14 protein-coding genes and 1 pseudogene are annotated in these 20782 nt (G+C 41.0%); 14 read left to right on the plus strand and 1 reads right to left on the minus strand.

All coding sequences use genetic code 11. From position 1 onward, the window contains the following. The first annotated feature begins 157 nt into the window (after positions 1-157). From MKX55_RS06725 to MKX55_RS06750, 6 genes and pseudogenes are all read left to right on the plus strand, one after another. Positions 158-928 (plus strand): annotated as a pseudogene (locus MKX55_RS06725) (SDR family NAD(P)-dependent oxidoreductase). A gap of 629 nt (positions 929-1557) precedes the next feature. Then, positions 1558-3009 (plus strand): ABC-F type ribosomal protection protein, encoded by a 1452-nt coding sequence (gene abc-f / locus MKX55_RS06730; protein ID WP_339237054.1) that lies wholly within the window; start codon positions 1558-1560, stop codon positions 3007-3009. Positions 3010-3199: 190 nt separating this feature from the next. Next, positions 3200-3649: a hypothetical protein gene (locus MKX55_RS06735; RefSeq protein WP_339183448.1), complete on the plus strand. Its 450-nt coding sequence runs from the start codon at positions 3200-3202 to the stop codon at positions 3647-3649. 34 nt (positions 3650-3683) lie between these two features. Further along, positions 3684-4271: an aminodeoxychorismate/anthranilate synthase component II gene (locus MKX55_RS06740; protein ID WP_339237057.1), complete on the plus strand. Its 588-nt coding sequence runs from the start codon at positions 3684-3686 to the stop codon at positions 4269-4271. Continuing rightward, the gene (gene pabB, locus MKX55_RS06745; RefSeq protein WP_339237059.1) at positions 4268-6004 is read left to right on the plus strand and encodes an aminodeoxychorismate synthase component I; all 1737 of its coding nucleotides are present in this window, start codon (positions 4268-4270) and stop codon (positions 6002-6004) included. Before MKX55_RS06740 ends, pabB begins: the two co-directional genes overlap by 4 nt. A 266-nt stretch (positions 6005-6270) precedes the next feature. Continuing rightward, positions 6271-7461 (plus strand): MFS transporter, encoded by a 1191-nt coding sequence (locus MKX55_RS06750; protein WP_193063084.1) that lies wholly within the window; start codon positions 6271-6273, stop codon positions 7459-7461. 125 nt (positions 7462-7586) lie between these two features. Here the strand turns inward: MKX55_RS06750 and MKX55_RS06755 are convergent, their stop codons facing one another. Further along, a complete protein-coding gene (locus MKX55_RS06755; RefSeq protein ID WP_339237063.1) occupies positions 7587-9164 on the minus strand; it encodes a BCCT family transporter in 1578 nt (525 codons plus the stop codon). Positions 9165-9757: 593 nt separating this feature from the next. On the opposite strand from MKX55_RS06755, the gene MKX55_RS06760 reads away from it, so the two are divergent. The 8 genes from MKX55_RS06760 (at position 9758) to MKX55_RS06795 (ending at position 20693) form a co-directional block, all read left to right on the plus strand. Then, positions 9758-11245, plus strand: a complete 1488-nt coding sequence (locus MKX55_RS06760; RefSeq protein WP_339237065.1) for an amidase family protein — start codon at positions 9758-9760, stop codon at positions 11243-11245. A 171-nt stretch (positions 11246-11416) separates the two neighbouring features. Then, positions 11417-13096: a PucR family transcriptional regulator ligand-binding domain-containing protein gene (locus MKX55_RS06765; RefSeq protein WP_339183458.1), complete on the plus strand. Its 1680-nt coding sequence runs from the start codon at positions 11417-11419 to the stop codon at positions 13094-13096. 218 nt (positions 13097-13314) lie between these two features. After that, positions 13315-14535: a M24 family metallopeptidase gene (locus tag MKX55_RS06770; protein WP_193063092.1), complete on the plus strand. Its 1221-nt coding sequence runs from the start codon at positions 13315-13317 to the stop codon at positions 14533-14535. Positions 14536-14565: 30 nt separating this feature from the next. Beyond that, the gene (locus MKX55_RS06775; RefSeq protein WP_339237067.1) at positions 14566-15771 is read left to right on the plus strand and encodes a cystathionine gamma-synthase family protein; all 1206 of its coding nucleotides are present in this window, start codon (positions 14566-14568) and stop codon (positions 15769-15771) included. A gap of 277 nt (positions 15772-16048) precedes the next feature. Next, complete coding sequence (locus MKX55_RS06780) at positions 16049-17581, plus strand: AbgT family transporter (RefSeq protein ID WP_339183461.1); 1533 nt, start codon at positions 16049-16051, stop codon at positions 17579-17581. 243 nt (positions 17582-17824) lie between these two features. After that, positions 17825-18403: a DapH/DapD/GlmU-related protein gene (locus tag MKX55_RS06785; protein WP_339237069.1), complete on the plus strand. Its 579-nt coding sequence runs from the start codon at positions 17825-17827 to the stop codon at positions 18401-18403. Positions 18404-18742: 339 nt separating this feature from the next. After that, on the plus strand, positions 18743-19726 hold the full coding sequence (locus MKX55_RS06790) for an aldo/keto reductase (protein WP_339237072.1): 984 nt from the start codon (positions 18743-18745) through the stop codon (positions 19724-19726). Between the two features lie 118 nt (positions 19727-19844). After that, on the plus strand, positions 19845-20693 hold the full coding sequence (locus MKX55_RS06795) for an aldo/keto reductase (RefSeq protein WP_339237074.1): 849 nt from the start codon (positions 19845-19847) through the stop codon (positions 20691-20693). Positions 20694-20782: the final 89 nt, after the last annotated feature.

Genomic DNA, 20782 nt, shown 5'->3' on the forward strand with positions numbered 1-20782 from the left:
AGAGAATTCTTAAAATTTAAACTTTATGACTTAATTATTATACCAATTTATAGGTTTATTTTGGAAATTAATATTTTAATCATTTAGAAAAGCATTTGCCTTTATGAGAGTTTATTAAAGGTATTTGTTGAAACTTAGTATGAGAGGAGAAATTATAATGGGGAAGTTAAATGGTAAAGTTGCGTTGATTACTGGTGGTTCTGGCGGCATTGGTAAAGAAACAGCAACTACATTTTTAAAAGAAGGAGCGAAAGTAGTTTTAGTTGATTTGTTTGAAGAATCGCTTAATAAAGTTAAGGAGGAACTTGAGTCTTTTGGCCAGGTAATTACAGTTCGAGCAGATGTATCTAAAGAAGAAGATGTTAAAAATTATGTGCAAAAAACTGTTGTACAGTTTTGACAAATCGATATTTTCTTTAACAATGCAGGTATAACAGGCAAAAAAACTTCCTTAATTGAACAAACAGTCGAAAACTTTGATAAAGTGCTTGCTGTAAATACTCGCGGTGTATTTTTATGACTTAAATATGTACTGCCAGTTATGATAAAACAAGAAAGTGGCAGTGTTATAAATACTTCCTCTGTTGATGGATTAAGAGGTTCTCCTGAGATGGCACCATATGCAGCTTCTAAACATGCTGTTGTGGGGTTAACGAAAACTGCCGCATTAGAAGTATCTGATAATAATATCCGTATAAATTCCATTCACCCATCACCAGTGAACACTGAAATGATGCGTTCACTTGAAGCAGATACGAACCCGGATGATCCGGAATCTGTAAAAATAACGTATAGTCAAGCAATTCCATTAAGGCGTTATGCAGATTCAAGTGATATTGTTTCCTTAGTATTGTTTCTAGCCTCTGATGAAAGTAAGTTTATAACCGGATCACAATATCGAGTTGACGGTGGGATGGGAGCTATTTAAAGTCAATTTGAGTATTAAATTTAATTTTATATACTATATAACCAATATTCAGTAGTGTTTAATTTAGTATCATGAAAAAAGGTTTTTTACTTGCAATTGTGTTAGGTAATTCATTCATTTGGCAGAATTTTAATTCAGCTCCAAATTTAAATATATGATTGACGTTACTTATCTAGCGATATATAATAAAATTAAATTCAGAACGGAAGGGAAAATGTGCTAAGATGAGATTTCGATTCCTAGACTTGAACAATTAATTTGATAACATGTTCAAGCTCTGCCTGTGTTTTGACGCTCGCAGAGAAATAGGAGTCGTCTGTCTTTTTTTAGCTATTATAATGAAGGTATACATGAGGTATATCTTTTTCCTGAAGGAAGTATGCAAAAAGGACAGCAGACAATTTGCTGTTCTTTTTTAATGATGAAATACAGATACAACAAAAGGATTTCTATTTCTGTTTGCGCGGCGAAGCAGGGCGTTCGTTCTAATAAAAAATAGGGAGAGATGACGATGCAGATGCTATTGTTCTTTTAATGGATACGGGCTTGTTATCAGAAAACACAAGCTCGTATCGATACAGTTACAAGCTATCGGTACGGGAGATTAAAAAATCTCGGAGGTAGCAAACATGCAAAACATTCAATTTGAAATAAAAGACGTCGAATTAACGTATTTAGATAAAGATATTTTTTCCATCGGACGGGTAGCGGTTCATTTTATGGATCGGATTGGTATCGTCGGTCCGAATGGGGCGGGAAAAACAAGCCTGCTCCGTTTGCTGGCAGGGGAAATGGAGCCGACAAAAGGGAAAATTCACCGCCATGCAAGCTTTGCTTATTTAAAACAAATGGAAGTCCCAGGTGAGGAACAAGCAGATCCAAAGGTTTTAGGCAAGCTTCAGGTCCCTGATTTAGAGGAAGGTATCAGCGGCGGAGAGCAGACGAAAATAAAAATAGCACAGCTTTTGGCAGATTATAACGAAGCGCTGTTGATTGATGAACCAACCACGCATCTTGATCAGCAGGGAATCCGTTATTTACGGAGAGAACTGGAAAATTATTATGGAACACTGATTTTAATCAGTCACGACCGGAAGCTTTTAGACCAGCTCGTTACAACGATTTGGGAAATTCGGGACGGAGAAATCCATGTCTACTCCGGTAATTATACGGAGTATGAAGAACAGAAGGCTTTAGAGGAACATCAGCAGCAGGAAGCACATGAGCAATATTTGAAGGAAAAAGCCCGTTTAGAAACAGCAGCACAGGATAAAATGCAAAAAGCTGCGAAAATGACGAAGGGTGCGAAAGCAAATGCCCGAAAGAAAGAAGGAGTGGATCGGCGGCTTGCCACAAAGCCTAAAGACGTTTCACAAAAAGCGATGCAAAAAAGTGCCAAAGCCATGGAAAAACGGATGGACCAATTGGAAAAGATCGATGCTGTCCAGCATGAACGGCCCATTCAGTTTCATCGTTCCAAAGCGTTAGAACTGCATCATTCCTTTCCGGTAATGGGAAACCAGCTAACGTTAAAGGCTGGGGGAAAACTGCTTTTAGAAGAAGTCCGTTTTCAATTTCCTTTGGGTAAAAAAATTGCGATTACGGGAGCAAATGGTTCTGGAAAAAGTACACTGCTGAAGGCGATTTACGAGCGGCAGGAAGGACTGGAGATTTCACCGAAAGTAGAATTTGGTTTCTTTGACCAGCTTGCTTATCAGGAAAAGTCTGATGAAACGGTGTTAGACAGTTTAAAGAAAACAACCGATTATGAGGAAGGCTTTTTACGCAGTATTCTGCATTCCATGTATTTTAAAGGAAATTCGATTTATAAAAAATTGCGTGATTTAAGTGGCGGCGAAGCGATCCGACTGCAGCTGTGCAGATTATTTCTTGGCTCTTACCATATTTTATTACTTGATGAGCCGACGAATTTTTTGGATATCCAGACAACGAAAGCTTTAGAAGCATTCTTTAAAGGCTATCCGGGCACCATTATTTTTGTTTCCCATGATGCAGCCTTTATCGAAAATACAGCAGATCATGTATATGAAATGAAAAATAAAAATATCACTGAAAAGTAAGGAGAGCAGGGGCAGCTATTTGCTCCTGCTCTTTTACCTTATATCACAGAGAATCGTCCGTAAAACTCCCACTGAGTGAAGTTTCGTTTTATAATAAAAATAAAAATCATATACTTTCTTGATGGACAAAACAGTTCACAATATCAATAATAAGAACAGACAATTCATTTAAAGCAAAAAGGTGGACAGCATGATGAAAAAGATACTTATTATTACATGTATCATTGCAGCAGGAGTATTTTTCCTCGTTGGAAAATGGGGAGGGGATAGTAAACTATTTGCACAAACATTACCCTCTAATATGAATGAAGCACATGAGATTAAAGAAATTACCATATACGAAGTGAAGCCGACAGGAAAGCCTAAAGCCATTTCGCTAACGGAAAAAGAGGATATTGCCAAGATTTTAAAAGCTGGTGAAGCAATGGAACTCAATGAGACAGATGATTTTGTAAGCTCCGGTTACCTGCTTCTATTTCAAGGCTCTAAAGAAAATTATGCGTTGACTGTGGATGAAGAAGGAAACATAGATATGAACGGGCATGAAGAACATTATGATATTAAAGGAAAAAATGCATTATTCCACGCTATTCAAGGAATGGATAATCAATGGGAGCTGTTAAATGAGGGGGAGTTATAGAGATTTACTATTTTGACGATCAGGAGGTGAAGAAATGCTGTTAATGATAGATAACTATGATTCATTTGCTTATAATATCGTTCATTATCTGGAGAATTTAGGTGAAAAGGTTGTCGTCAAATATAATGACCAGCTGACCCTCGAAGCGATTGAGCGGTGGCAGCCGGAGTATATTGTCTTATCGCCAGGACCGCATACACCAGAAGAAGCGGGGATGACATTAAAAATCATTGAGCATTTTAAAGGAAGCATTCCTATTCTTGGTATTTGTCTCGGGCATCAGGCTGTCGGGCAAGCTTTTGGTGCAGACGTGATAAAAAATAATCCTGTTCATGGAAAGCAGTCGCTTATTTTTACTGATCAGCAGGGCGTATTTTCACAGCTTCCTGCAAGCTTTACGGTGACAAGATACCACTCCTTAAGTATCGATCCGGCCAGCATTCCGGAATGCCTTGAAGTCAGCGCGACTACAGAGGATGGAACAATCATGGGGATACGTCATAAAGCCTATCCCATCGAAGGGATGCAATTTCATCCGGAATCCATCAGCACGGAGCATGGCTATACATTGCTGAATAATTTTCTAATGCAATATAAAAAGGCAGGTGAACTGCAAAAATGATAGAGAATACGAAAATGTTATTTGATTTTTCCTTTGAAGAAGAAGCAGGCGTGCGCCGCATTTTTGAAAATCCGGCAGACATTCTAATTGCTCATTCGGATGCTGAAGTAGAAAATGTCTTTGCACAAATGGAAGTATACCAGCAGCAGGGCTATTATCTGGCTGGATATATTTCCTATGAAGCTGCCTCAGCATTTGATAAAAATTTGGTTACCCATAAAAAAGGCGATCTGCCGCTTATGGTGATGGGGGTCTTTAAGAGTGTACAGCTGGAGCACATAAAGCCAGCTGCTGACCGTGCCTATCCTCCGGTGAATTGGAAGATGACAACTCACAAGCAGCAATATCAGCAGAATATCGAATCGATAAAAGCGGCGATTGCAAGAGGAGATACATATCAGGTGAATTATACTGTTCGGATGGAAGCAGATAGAGCAGTGGATGGAGATTTACTGTACGAACAATTATCTGGCGCGCAGCAGGCAAGGTATGGTGCACATCTGCAAATAGGAGATTACCAAATTGTATCTGCCTCTCCGGAGCTGTTTTTTGAACGAAGGCAGCAGTTCATCCATACGAAACCGATGAAAGGAACCATCAAACGAGGGCGGACTCCAGAGGAAGATTCCTCTAATAAAAGGAAGCTCACTCATTCTGAAAAGGACCGGGCAGAGAATGTAATGATTGTGGATTTACTTCGAAATGATCTATCGAAAATTGCTGTACGGGGTTCTGTTCACGTACCGAAGCTGTTTGAAATAGAGAAGTATCCTACAGTTTATCAAATGACCTCAACCATTAGGGCAGAATTAAAAGAAAACCTCAGCAATTTTGATCTATTTAAAGCGTTATTTCCTTGCGGCTCCATCACCGGCGCACCAAAGCAAAGTACAATGGAAATCATCCATGAGCTGGAGGATTCACCGAGAGATATTTATTGTGGAAGTATCGGTTTTATCACACCAAATCAAGATGCACTATTTAATGTTGCGATCCGGACTGCTTGGATGAAGGATGGGAAACCACCTGTTTATGGAGCAGGAGGAGGAATTACCTGGGATTCGGATACGGAAGGGGAATATGAAGAAGCTTTAGCAAAAGCAGCCATTTTAAAAGCAGCTTCTCCGTCCTTTCAAATTGTAGAAACAATGAAATATGATGGGACACAGATACTTCGGCTGAACAGGCATCTCGCCCGGCTAAAACGAACGGCGCTTCAATTCCAGTATCCTTATTCCATGGACAATATCCAGCAACAGCTGAAGGAACAGGTAAAGAATTATGATGGAGAACAAAGAGTACGCCTTTTATTGGGGCAGGATGGGGAGATAAACATAACCTGTACGCCGCTTATGAAAGAATCGGAAGCAATAAAAAAAGCAGGGATAGCTTCCTCGCCAATCAATAAAAATGATATTTTTTACTATTATAAAACGACGAATCGGCAAATGTATACGACTTTTCGAGAGCAAGCCCCTGCTTCCTTTGATGTCCTCTTATGGAATGAGGAAGGGCAGCTGACGGAGTTTACGATTGGCAATCTGGTTGTAAAACAACAGGGTGCCTATTATACGCCGCCTGTTTCTTCGGGACTGCTTGCTGGTACTTACCGGGAAGAACTGCTGGAGCAGGGAGAAATAAAAGAAAAAATCCTGTGGAAGAAGGATATTTCTTCCTTTGAAGAAATTTGGCTGGTTAATAGTGTACGAGGCTGGGTAAGGGTAACATTTTAAAAAATAATTTTGTAAAAAAGATTGCATGATTAACCGGTGCAATCTTTTTTTATGCATGATGAAATGACTGGAATATTGCTGCAGCAAAAGGGATTTATAGTTGTTCGATTATAAACATGCATGCTGTTAAAAGAAGTCGATGGCAGTCGAAAAAAAGGCAAAAAAATTTTGAGCAAAACTATATCTGAAATAAAAAAGTTGTGATATGATGTATCAGATTCCTAAGGGAGGTTTTAAATGAAATTTTAGTTAAGGAGAAATGAAGTATGGAAAAACAAAATATGACACTGTCTATCTTGCTGATGAATTTGTTTATTGCATTTTTGGGTATTGGTTTAGTTATTCCAGTTTTACCTACCATTATGAATGAATTGAATTTGTCTGGATCTGTTGTAGGGTACTTGGTAGCAGCTTTTGCAGTTGCGCAGCTTATTGTTTCACCACTTTCTGGAAGATGGGTCGATGTGTTTGGACGTAAACGCATGATCGTTATCGGATTATTGATTTTTAGTTTTAGCGAGTTTTTATTCGGTATCGGGAAGACCGTAGAAATTTTATTTATCTCAAGAATTTTAGGTGGAGTGAGTGCTGCTTTTATAATGCCTGCAGTTACCGCATTTATTGCCGATATTACAACGCTTGAATCCAGACCGAAAGCGTTAGGCTATATGTCTGCAGCGATCAACACCGGATTTATTATTGGTCCTGGTGTCGGTGGATTGCTGGCGGAAGTAGGACCGAGAGTCCCGTTTTTCGCAGCGGCAGGTTTAGCCTTATTCACAGCGGTTTTATCCACAATAACATTACGTGAACCAGAAAGAAAACAAATGGAACAAGGAGAAACAGCAGCTCCAAAACCCGGCTTAGGAAGAATCTTTGTTCCAATGTACTTTATCGCGTTTATTATTATATTTATTACCGCATTTGGTTTATCTTCCTTTGAATCGCTATTTTCTCTATTCGTGGATCATAAATTTGCATTCACACCGAAGGATATTGCGATCATTATTACCGGAGGAGCGATTGTCGGCACGATTGCGCAGGTTGCCTTGTTCGGCAAATTGGCAAATAAATGGGGAGAAATCCGTTTGATTCGTTATTGTCTCATTTTCTCTGCCATTCTTGTTACGGCAATGACCGTTGTGGAAAGCTATGCGATGATTTTATTCGTAACGATTGTTATCTTTATAGGCTTTGATTTACTAAGACCGGCCGTTACCTCTTATCTGTCAAAAGCGGCTGGAAATAATGAACAAGGCTTTGTTGGTGGAATGAACTCGATGTTTACAAGTATTGGAAATGTATTTGGACCAATTATTGGCGGGATGTTATTTGATATAAATTTAAATTATCCTTATTATTTTGCAGCGATGGTATTATTAGCAGGTATTGCTGTGGCAATGGTCTGGAAAGAACCAAAAGTCCAGGGAGAGCATGCTTTAGAAAAAATAGAATAATTGCTGGAGAATAAATGAATAGAAGAAACGCACTTGTGCGAGCGGAAAGCTCTGAAGCACAAGTGCGTTTTTGTGTATTAACAATCATTTTTTGCAGAAAGACAGCAACCTTCAGGAAACAAAAGCTAATCCTTCCTGCTTATATTTTCGATCGTAATCGATTTTGGTTTTCTTGCCTCTCTCTGCTTATTCAAATCTTCTGTAGAAGCCCGCATAAACGACCATGCCAGCAGGATCATAATAAAGATAACCGGGAATCCGGCAACAATACTGGCTGTTTGCAAGGTCTCCAGTCCGCCGATAAACATTAACGCCATCGGCAAAATCATTAGCATAAATGCCCAGAAAATCCGATGCCAGCGCATTGGTTCGCCGCCAATAAGTCTTCTTTGGGCAACAGCGGCCAAAATATAAGAAGCGGAATCAAAGGTAGTCGCTAAGAAAATGATGGCGAGTATCGTAAATAATGGAATAATGAACCAAGAAATCGGCAGTTGATTCAAAATAGCTATAATCGCAGCAGGGGCTCCATATTCATCCATAAAGCCAATAACATTAAAGGATTCAGACAGCTGCAGGTAAAGACCATAGTTTCCTAAAATCCCAAAGAACAATACACAGCCCAGTGTTCCATAAATTAATGTACCTAATGTCATTTCTTTAATGGTTCTTCCGCGGGAAATCCGTGCTACAAAGAGTCCGACAAATGGTGCATAGACCACCCACCATGCCCAATAGAAAATCGTCCAGGTTTCTGGGAAATTCGTTGCTTCATATCCTGGGATAGATGCAAGCGGTTCGAGCCAGGTTGCCATTGTGAATAAGTTATTGATAATGCGGCCAAGACTGGTGAATGTCATTTCGCTGATAAACAGGGTTGGTCCAAAAATAAATACAAAAGTTAATAGAAATAGGACAAGCCATATATTTAAGTCACTCAGTACTTTAATTCCCCGATTGATTCCGGAATAAGAGCTGGCTGCAAAAATTGCTGTACAAATCAGCATAATGACTGCCTGCATTCCCAGCGATACAGGAATACCAGTAACGTGATTCACGCCTTCTGCAATCATTGGCGTTCCAAGTGCCAGCGTTGTCCCGGCTCCGCCAAGCAGACCGAAAATAAATAAGACATCAATTATTGTCCCCAGCGGTCCATCTGCGTGTTTGCCAATAACCGGCCGGGAAGCTTCGCTGATTTTAAGTACAGGCTTCTTTCGGACATAGTAGAAGTAAGCAATCGGCAGTGCCGGTAATGTATATAATGCCCACGCAACAGGACCCCAGTGGAACATTCCGTAACTTGCTGCCCAGTTGATAGCTTCCTCCGATTCGGGTGTAATGCCAAATGGCGGTCCTTCATAATAGTAAGCCCATTCAATCATTCCCCAGTATAATATACTGGAGCCGATACCTGCGGAAAAGAGCATGGCAGCCCATGAAAATGTTCCGAATTCTTTTTTCGTATTTCTGTCGCCGAGTTTTATGTTACCGTTTCTGCTGAATGACACATAAAGCAGAAAGATTAGGACGCCGAGTCCCAATAATAAGTATAGAATACCAAAATTTCCGGTGACAAATTCATTCGCCTGATTAATAACGGATGCGCCGGCTTCCGGGAATAAAATCAATGGAATAACGACACTAAATAAAATAACAAGCGCTAATATGAAAGTAGGCCAGTCTATTAAACGTTTATTCATTTATTCATCTCCTCATCTGTGTTGTGCGTATTTTGGATGCCATGGATAACTATCTGAATCAATGGTTTAAAAAGGACCTGCCTTGTTTTCTATGCTTCCCTATATATCCGTTTACAAACAATTTTACAAGGGGCTCATGTTTCCTGACTGAAACGCTCTTGCAAACGGTATAAATAAAAACAGAAATTATTTAACATTCGGAACGGAAAAAAGGACGGTATTATTTTTTTCGTCAGCTATTTAGGAAGCGGAATTATTCCTGATAGCAGACGATGCGAATGCTGAGGCAGAATATTGTAGAGAAAAGTCGCCATTTGTAAAACGATATCATTATAATATTCTCTGCAGATTTTATCAAGGGTATTTAGATGGAGGCGGCTTTGTTCGGGCAGTTTGAAACCGTATCGTTTATGGTAAAAATAAGATAGAATAAAAGGAAATTGGGAAATAGATACAACTCTTTGAAGAAAATACGATGACATTCCCGCTAAAGCAGATTCAGGCAGGCGCTGTACTAAATATATTGCAGCAATCCGAATCAGAGATGGGCCGGTTGTTTCCCTATTAAAAAAGAAATATAAGGAAGTGATTCGATGAAGTTTCATGAATATAAAAACTATGATGCAACGGGCCTGGCAGAGCTTATCCGGCGAAAAGAGGTACAGCCCTCTGAATTAGTAGAAACCGCCTTTAGGCAGCTGCATCAAGTGAATCCCGAGTTAAATATCACTACCCATCAAAGGGAGGAAGCAGCGAAAAAAGAAGCAAATCAATTTCTTGTTCAAGAAGCTGCTTTTTCAGGTGTTCCCATATTGATGAAAAATATCTCACAAGCCATTGAAGGAGAAAAATTAACCTCAGGCTCGCGGCTGCTTCAGAATCATGTAGAGAAGCATGATAATTATTTTGTTAAAAAATTTCGGGAAGCGGGCTTTTTATTTATGGGGCATACCAACAGCCCTGAATTTGGCTTGAAAAACATAACCGAACCAATGCTGTATGGAGCGACAAGAAATCCTTGGAACCCGGCTTACTCTCCTGGCGGATCAAGCGGAGGGGCTGCAGCAGCTATTGCCTCTGGTGTTGTCCCAATGGCAGGAGCAAGCGACGGCGGCGGTTCAATCCGCATACCTGCATCCTTTAGCGGGCTGGTCGGATTAAAACCGACACGCGGACGAACTCCTGTAGGACCGGGATTCGGCAGGCAGTGGCAGGGAGCATCGATTAATTTTGTATTAACCAAAACCGTACGGGACGCTGCTGCCATGCTGGACCAGTTACAGGTGGTGGAGCCTCATGCAGCCTTTCAGACGCCGTTATATGAAGCGGGGTATCAGCATACGCTGTCTGCCAAGCTTCCCCAACTGCGGATTGCTTTCACTACAGACTCACCGGCAAACACCCCTGTATCCGATGATGCAAAAAAAGCAGTGCTGCAGTTTGTCCGCCATTTGGAACAGAATGGACATATTGTGGAAGAAAAAACTTCTCCCGTTGACGGGGTCCAGCTGATGCGGGATTACTATGTGATGAACAGCGGGGAAATGAATAGCGTTGTCCGCGGACTTGAAAAGGCAATGGGAACCTCATTGACAGCAGAAGATATGGAAATCGAGTCATGGCTGCTTCATCAAGCTGGAAAATCTGTATCAGCTGCAGACTATTCGGACAGTCTGGCGTCCTGGGACCGTGCAGCAGAAATTATGTCTATTTTCCATCAGTCCTATGATTTCTATATTTCTCCGGCTGCCGCTTTTCATGCTCCAAAGGTCGGGGAGCTGACGATGACAGCGCAAAAGGAACAGGAATTTAAGGAAAGAATGGCTGTTGAAAAGGAAAAGCAGAGCATCATTTACGATATGTTTCTGCCCAGTTTAACGTACACCCCGTTTACGCAGCTTGCTAACTTAACAGGTCAGCCGGCTATTTCTTTACCGCTTTATGTCACGGATAATGGATTGCCAATCGGTGTGCAGGTTATGGCAGGAAAAGGCGGGGAGCATCGTCTGTTGCAGCTTGCCTATGAAACAGAGAACAGTGATTTATGGGAGGGCATGCAGGGTAATCCTTATTTTTCATAATAAACCTTACTCCATGAAAAAAAGAAGCAAATGCTGCTAAGGAAGAGCTTGCCTGATTCTTTTTTTGGTGTCCTATTTCTAGGCTTCTCCATTCCTTTCATTTTTTGATATCTGTTAGAATAATGAAAAAATAGTTTAAATAGAATAAAAGAAGCGTCGAGGAGGGACCAAATGGAAATTACAGTTCAAGATATGTTGCAGGAAGAGTTATTTGCACAGGCTGTTGTCGAGACAGGGAAATCGAACTTTTCTGAGAAGAAAATCCAATGGGTATCTGTCATTGAAATGCCTGTGGAGAATTTTGTCCGGAAAAATGAGCTTGTTTTAACTACAGCGCTTGGCTGTAAAGATGATTTGGATGCTTTCATGCAATTTGTAGAAGATATTATCCGTGCAGAAGCGAGTGCATTAGTCATTGCAACAGGGAGACATATTAATGAGATACCGTCTGAAATCAAAGCGTTGGCAGAATCGCATTGTTTAACAATGATTCGCATTCCCTGGGAAATCCGTTTTGCAACGATTGTGGAATTCGTCATGGAGGAGCTGGCACAGAGGAAAAGTTCGGAAATCCTTCAGAATGTGAAGGTACAGCAGGAGCTGCTGCAATTTCTTCTGGAAGAAAAACGTCTGCATGAGCTGCTGGAATTTATCCAAATGCAGGTAGCTGCAAATGTATACCTGACGGATCATAACTTCCGTTTGTATGATTTAGAGGAGTATTCAAAAGGAGCACAGGAAAAATGGCAGCTTGTTTTTCAAATGGAAGAGGAAATCATTCTCCGGCAAGATAGATTCATGCGTGATCCATATAGGCAAAAATTTGATTTAGTTGCTTTTCTGGATAAAGAGCTGATTCAAATTCCTATTTTGCAGGTAACCGGCGAAGCGAAAGGCTATTTATTTGTAGAACTTCCCAATCAGGCAGCTTACGAGCCCTTTTTAAATAAATACGGTCAAATACTGGAGCATGCGGCTACAACGATCGCCTTATGGCTCTCTAAAAGAAATGCCGTGGAAGCAACAGAGAATAAGCTGCGCAGTGATTTTGTCGAAGAACTGGCAAAAGGAAAATTTCGTAATGCGGAAGAGGCGGATTTACGTGCAAATCCGTTAGGGTACTCTATTTATCATACGTATGTATGCATTCTTGCTCAGCCGGAAAAACTGCGGGAGATTTATAAACAAAGGAAACATGCATCAGGCACTTATTCTCTATGGGAGAAAACGATGCACGGCTACTTAGAGGAAGAACTGGTATATGCTGCGCAGACGTTAAAACAAGAAGTGATGATGACGCAAACAGAGGAAGCATTTTTGGTATATTTGCATATCGAGCATCAGACGGATTATCAGCTTGCGACGGATTTTTTGGATTTGGTTGACAGACGGCTAAAACATTTTTTTCCTGAGGTAACTTTACGTTGGGCAGTTAGTGGAAAAGTAGAATCATTTACCGATTTTCAAAGATCATTTATCGAAGCAAAACAGGCAATGCAAATTGGAGAAAAGAAAGGAAATCCGCGTACATGGTATGAAGATACAGTGCTTGAGCGGATCTTGTTGCAGCTTCAACCTATTTCAGAAATGGATACCATCAGGGAGGACGTATTAGAGCCGTTGTTAACGTATCAAGAAGAAAGGAAGATTAATCTGATAGAAACATTTCTCACTTTCCAGCAGCATCGGGGAAATGTCAGTAAAACAGCTCAATCACTCCATCTTCACCGACAGTCATTGTTATACCGCTTGCGAAAAATAGAAGCGCTGACGGGACTGTCGCTCCATGATTCTCATCATTTATTCCTGTTGGAGCTGAGTATGAGAGCATGGGAAATAAACAACACATGAGTGGAAGAACGAAAAGTATGGTCTGTATGGAGATCATGCTTTTTTATTTAGGACGACACCTCCTAACTGTATAATAAAATAATTTTCTTTTCATACAAAATGTCGGATGATTTAAAGAATAGTTTAAATATATAATAAATTCAAACAGAAATAAATATCATTTCATCGCAGAAGAGCATTTTGGGAAAATAGGAAGATGGGGAGGGGGCTTGTTTGCTGTGAAAGTGGATCGAGAGGAGTACCGGGAACGTTTAGCGAAGACAAAGGAGAGTATGGCAAAGCAGGAAATAGAAGTATTGCTTATCACCAATCCGGCAAATATGTATTATTTAACCGGTTTTGACGGCTGGTCCTTCTATGTTCATCAAATGCTGATTGTAATTGATGAGGAGGAGCAGCCAATCTGGATAGGGAGAACAGCAGATGCCAATGCTGCAAAAGTGACCACATGGCTGCGGGAAGAAAATATAATTGCTTATCCAGACACGTATGTACATTCGCGGATAACCCATCCAATGGATTTTATTGCTTCGATTTTAACAGAAATTGGTCTGAGCAGCCGTCATATTGGTGTGGAAATGGATAGTTATTATTTTACGGCAAAATGTTATGCTGCGTTAACTCAAGGGCTTCCGGATGCATTATTTAAAGATGCGACGTTACTCGTGAATTGGCTGCGTATCGAAAAGTCTCCAGTGGAATTAGCGATGATGGAGCGGGCTGCAGTGATTTCTGAACAGGCGATGCAGGCAGGAATCGACCTGGTGAATGAAGGGGTCAGAGGCTGTGATGTCGCTGCCCAAATCAGCTATGCACAATTCCGGGGAACGCCGCAATTTGGCGGCGATTATCCAGCGATTATACCGTTGCTCCCAGCCGGGGAACGGACTTCCACGCCTCATTTAACATGGACGGATCAGCCCTATCAGATGAATGAGACCGTTATTTTAGAGCTGTCAGGCTGCTATCAGCGCTATCATGCCCCGATTGCACGGACCGTTCAAATTGGAAAGCCGTCTGTATCGATGAAAAACCTGTCATCTATTGTTTTAGAAGGGTTACATGTATGTCTTGATTTTATTAAGCCGGGAGTCACCTGTGAGGAAATAGAAGCAGTTTGGCGGAAAACGGTAGAGAGACACGGCGTCTTCAAAGAGTCACGTCTCGGCTATTCGATGGGATTAAATTATCCTCCAGACTGGGGGGAGCATACAGCAAGTATTCGAAAAGGGGATAAAACAATCATCCGTCCCAATATGACATTCCATCTCATTCCTGCTATCTGGTCGGAAGGGGAAAGCTTTGAAGTCAGTGAGTCTTTCTATGTGACAGAAACAGGCTGCAAGACATTTGGAAACGTACCAAGAAATCTTTATGTCAAGGAATCCATGCCAATGAAAGAGATAGAGGAAGGCAAAAATGAAAATTCTGCCGGGTAAGGGAAGGCAGAAAAATAGGAGGCAGAAAAAATGACACACAAGAAAGAAATCGACTTGGCGACCAAAACGGTCTGGGCGGGAGAAGCGGATTATTTGGTTCATGGAGCGACGCAGGTGCCTGTTGTTTTGAGCGTAGCCTATAATTATGATGATATCGATGAATGGTTTGACGTAGCTACAGGAAAAAAAGCAGGGCATATTTATGGACGGAATACGAATCCAACCGTCCAATCCTTTGAAGATAAAATCAAAGAAATGGAAGGGGCGGAAGCGGTAACCAGTTTTTCAACGGGAATGGCAGCAATCAGCAATACATTAGCTACGTTTTTAGTTCCGGGAGATCGAATTGTTTCTATTAAAGACACTTATGGCGGAACGAATAAAATATTTTCCGAATTTCTTCCGCGTCAGCAAATTGAAGTTCATTTATGCGATACAGGAAATATGGAAGAAATGGAGAAAGAGATTAAAAAAGGCTGTGAAATTTTATATTTAGAAACGCCTACGAATCCAACTGTAAAAATAACCGATATTGAACGGATGGCTAAGGCAGGGAAAGAAGCGGGCGCATTAGTGATTGTAGATAATACGTTTGCGACACCGATGAATCAACGTCCGCTGGCTCTTGGAGCAGATCTTGTCATCCACAGTGCGACCAAGTTTTTGGGAGGGCATGCCGATGCTTTAGGCGGTGTCGTCTGCGGCAGGAAAGCGTTGATTGAGCCTATTTTCCATTATCGGGAAATCAATGGTGCTACAATGGACCCCATGGCTGCTTATTTAGTCCTCCGCGGTATGAAAACATTACATCTGCGTGTTCGTGAGCAATGTGAAAATGCGATGGCGCTGGCATTATACCTTCAAAAACAGAATATCGTGGAGGATGTATTTTATCCTGGTCTGCCAGAACATCCCAATCATGATATCGCTAAAAAACAGATGGATGATTTCGGCGGCATGCTGAGCTTTTCTGTAAAGGGAGGCATCGATACAGTCCGAAAAGTACTTCCAAAGCTGCAGTTTGCCCATCGTGCTGCGAACTTAGGGGCAGTGGAAACAACGGTAGGACCGGCAAGAACAACCAGCCATGTGGAATGCACACCAGAGGAGCGGGCAGCGCTTGGTATTCCGGAAGGACTTATCCGTGTTTCCTGCGGTATTGAAGCTGTCAATGATATTATTCATGATTTTGATCAGGCGCTGGAAGCGGCAAAATCAGAAAAGCTGCCTTCTTGATAATCATAATGAATAAACATGAAAAAACCGAATGGGTATTGTTCATTCGGTTTTTTCATTGCACGATAAGAATATAAGACAAACCTCCGAGAGCATGCTGCAGAAGGCTCTCTGTGGTAATAAATACAGTATTCATAAAATTATACCTAATGTTACTTTTATTACTTTTACAGAAAAGGTTTTCATTAATAGGTAAACTATGTATAATGAAAACCGTTCTCTAGGCCTTTTATTAGTCAGAATATTATCGATTTACCAAAAAGAGAGGAGCGACAATATGTCTAAAGAGAAAAAGAATCCATTTCAACGGTTTTTAGATTTTGTGGAAGTGGTCGGAAATAAATTGCCGCACCCGGCTACATTATTTGCCATTTTGGCCTTACTGGTTGTAGTCCTTTCTGCGGCATTACAGCCATTTAATATAAGTGTTGAAAATCCTGGTGATCCAGGAGAAGCGGTGGAAATTAAGAACCTTCTGAACGCGGAGGGGATTGAATATATTTTCGGCAGTATGACCGATAACTTTATCGGATTTGCGCCGCTTGGTGTAGTACTTGTTACAATGCTTGGTATCGGGGTAGCAGAGCGGACAGGCCTTATCAGTGCGCTGCTGCGCGGGTTTGTATTGGCAATCCCGAATCGCTTTATTACATTAGGTATCGTTTTTGCCGGGGTAATGTCCAGTGTGGCTTCTGATGCAGGATACGTTGTTTTGCCTCCATTGGGTGCATTAATTTTTGCAGCACTCGGGCGTCATCCATTAGCAGGTCTTGCGGCAGCATTTGCCGGCGTATCTGGCGGCTTTAGTGCAAACTTATTCTTATCCGGAACAGATGTGATGCTTGGAGAAATGACCATCGCCGGAGCAGCAATTATTGACCCTGCCTATGCAGAGCAAATGAATATTGCGATGAACTGGGGCTTTATTGCAGTATCTGTGTTTGTGCTTACGATTATTGGTGCCTGGGTAACGGAAAAAATTGTAGAGCCTCGTCTTGGTACGTATAAAGGGGAAGCAAATGAAGATATTAAAGGAATTTCTGCAACAGAGAAAAAAGGATTAATCTGGACAGGTGTATCTTTTGTCGTATCTCTTGTTTTAGCAGCATTGCTGGTTATCCCTTCAAATGCACCATTACGCGGGGAGGATGCAGGCATCGATGGGATTATCATGTCGCCATTTATGGATTCCCTTGTACCGATTATCGCTATTCTATTCTTAATACCGGGACTTGTTTACGGTTTGGTAACAAAAGAAATTAAAAATGATAAAGATGTTGCAGCACAAATGAGCGATACGATGGCGTCGATGGGGATGTTTATCGTGCTTGCGTTCACAGCCGGGCAATTTGTTGCTTACTTTAATGAAACCAATATGGGACTTGTGATTGGTGTTTACGGAGCAGAATTCTTAGACAGTGTAAACTTTAGCGGAATTGGTTTAATTCTGTTGTTTATTCTGATTGCAGCATTTATCAATATCTTTATTGGAAGTGCATCTGCAAAATGGGCCATGATGGCTCCAGTATTTGTTCCGATTATGATGCAGCTTGGCTATGCGCCGGAATTTACGCAGATGGCTTATCGTGTCGCTGATTCAGCAACAAATATTATCTCGCCATTGATGACATACTTTGCAGTAATTATTGCCTTTGCCCAGAAATATGATAAGAAAATGGGAATTGGAACCCTGGTATCGACCATGCTTCCATATTCTATCTTCTTCTTGATAGGCTGGACGATTATGCTGATTGTTTGGATGTGGCTGGGTATTCCTCTTGGACCAAACGGACCGATTTATTACGGATAAATTAAAAACCATGAAGAGTGAGTAACAGCTTTTCATGGTTTTTTAATTTGTTTATTATTTTAATAACCATTCCATTTTACTTATTTATCCTGAGGAAGGTAGAACGAAGTCACTATAAAATCATGGAAAAGCATTAATCGCTATGTTTAAATGGAAGTAAGATTGGATGAGCATGAAGGTTATGACAGTGTCTTTTTAAAATAGTGAATGAAATAGAAATACAGCTGGAAGGGACCGATCCAGATGGAATTAGAGGAATTGTTATTACAAATGGCAGAAGAAGGTGTGATTCATGGCGGTTCAGAAGTCAATAAGGCAATGGTGGCCGTATCAGATGAAACGAGGCGATTATGTGCCATATTAAATAATGGCGTGCATACCAATGAAGAAATCAGGCAGCAGATGTCCCAGATTACCGGCCAAGAATTAGATGAAAGTTTTTCCTTGTTTCTACCGTTTACCTCCGATTTTGGAAAAAATATAAGCATCGGGAAAAATGTATTTATAAATTCTGGATGCCGTTTTCAAGATCAGGGGCAAATCATTATCGGTGATGGAAGCTTAATCGGGCATAATGTTGTGTTCGCTACCATCAATCATGACTATGATCCGTTAAACCGGGGAACGATGTACCTTAAACCCATTGAATTGAAGGAGAGAACCTGGATTGGTTCGAATGCAACCATTCTGCCTGGGGTAACAATCGGTGAAAATTCGGTTGTTGCAGCTGGATCCGTTGTTACGAAGGATGTTCCTCCGAACACCATCGTTGGCGGGAATCCTGCTAAATTTATATCGGATTTAGAGGATAAAATAAAGTAATCCACGTTGTTTTTAACTGGCAGAAGAATGGAAATATTAAGTATGCCAAAGGCAGGTCAGAGTGATTTGCATGCAGTAAAAGAACATGGTTTAAACCATGCCTGTTTTGGAAATCGAATATAGAAAATAAGCAAATAGGATTTATCAAAAATGTGATAAATCCCATTTGTCGTAAGTGATATAGGTATGCTTTTAGAGTATAGTTTGCATGCAATCTAGGCATTTGTTGTCAAAGATACCGCGTTTTATAATGATAGATAATGAGGGATAGATAAACTAGATTTGTTGGCAACCGTTAGAAAAAAGCGTATATTCTTAACCAAAAGGAGGATGTTTTAGATGAAATATGTAAAGTTTGGCAATACTGGTCTGGATGTTTCTCGTATCTGCTTGGGAGCGATGGGATTTGGAGATCCCGAAAAATGGATTCATAAATGGGTTTTAAATGAAGAAAAAAGCCGGCCTGTGATAAAAAAAGCGATCGATGCAGGAATTAATTTCTTTGATACGGCGAATGTTTATTCCATGGGAGAAAGTGAAAGGATTCTTGGGAAAGTGTTAAACGATTATGCCAATCGTGACGATATCGTTCTGGCTACTAAAGTGCACCAGACGATGCGCCCAAATCGTCCCAATGGAGGCGGTTTATCCCGGAAAGCAATTTTGAGTGAAATAGATCATAGTTTAGAACGACTTGGGACAGATTATGTTGATTTATATATTATTCATCGCTGGGATTACGATACGCCGATTGAAGAAACGATGGAGGCACTGCACGATGTAGTGAAGTCTGGAAAAGCACGTTATATCGGAGCCAGCGCCATGTATGCGTGGCAGTTCCAAAAAGCCCAGCGGGTAGCGGAACGCAATGGCTGGACGAAATTCGTCTCCATGCAAAATCACTATAATTTAATCTACCGGGAAGAAGAGCGGGAAATGGTTCCGTTCTGCGAGGATGAAAAAATAGCTCTCACACCGTATAGTCCGCTTGCTTCAGGAAGATTGACACGTGACTTATCTAAAACGACGTATCGCTCAGAAACAGATACGGTTCAACAGTCCAAATATGATGCTATGATGGAATCGGATAATAGCATCGTAGAACGTGTGGGTGAAATAGCAAACAACCATCAGACAACAAGAGATAAAGTTGCCCTGGCTTGGCTTCTTCACCAGAATCAGGTTGCAGCTCCAATCATCGGTGCCCAAAAAGAAAGTCATATCGAAAGCGCAGTAGCTGCATTAGATATTCAGTTGACGCCTGAGGAGATAGATTATCTGGAAGAATTATATATACCTCATCCAGTCGTTGGGGCGCTTTAATGTTTTAAAAGAAAGGTGTAAAACTCGTTATTTTCTCGATACCGCCTCTTTTGCGTTTCATTTTGCTCTAAGAGTGGAACAGACATAGAAAGCAGTTCCTAAAAAGGAGTGAAGCGCAATGAAAAAGGTGGAAATTGCCGGCAGAGAAGTGTTGCCGATTGGCTTAGGCACCATGAACATGGGAGACAAGGCGAATACATTTGATCGAGAGGTGCAAGCTATCCGTACCGGGATTGATCAGGGTGTACAATTGATTGATACGGCTGAAATGTACGGCAGCGGGAATGCGGAGAAATTAGTTGGAAGCGCTATAAAACCTTACGCCCGGGAAGATTTATTTCTTATTTCAAAAGTTCTCCCGTCGAATGCATCAAAAAAAGATTTGCCAGTCAGCTTGGATAATAGTTTAAAAAGGTTAGAAACCGATTATATCGACTTATATTTACTGCATTGGAAAGAAGAGGTTCCTTTTGAAGAAACGGTAGAAGCTTTAGAGGAGGCAAGAAATCAAGGCAAAATCAAAGCATGGGGCGTTTCTAATATAGATGTAGATGATTTGGAGCATGTGATTCATTTACCGGGCGGGGATAACTGCAAAGCGAATCAAGTACGCTATAATGTCGCAAACAGAGGTATCGAATTTGATTTAATGCCAATGATGGCTCAGCATAACATGCCCGTGATTGCTTATTCTCCAATTGACCGCGGCGACAGCTTCGGAGCGAATTTAACGAAGCAGCAGGTGTTAAAGGAGATAGCAGAAAAACACGAGGCAGACGTATTCCAAATTCTATTAGCCTGGTCGATACGAAATGGAAGAACAATCGCTATCCCGCAATCCAGTAATCCGGATCATGTTGTGAATAATATAAAAGCAGCGGAAATTGAACTAACAGAGCAGGATTTAAAACAAATCGACGCAGTCTATCTCGAACCAACCTCCAAGCAGCCTCTTACTCTATGGTAGGAAGGTTTCGGGAAATCTCATCATATCAAAAGGAAGAGCAGCTGAGGAAGAAATCCCGGCTGCTCTTTTTGCATGTTGAAAAAAGCAGC

Origin of the sequence: Oceanobacillus sp. FSL W7-1281 (genome assembly GCF_037969835.1) — a bacterium.
GTDB lineage: Bacteria > Bacillota > Bacilli > Bacillales > Amphibacillaceae > Oceanobacillus > Oceanobacillus oncorhynchi.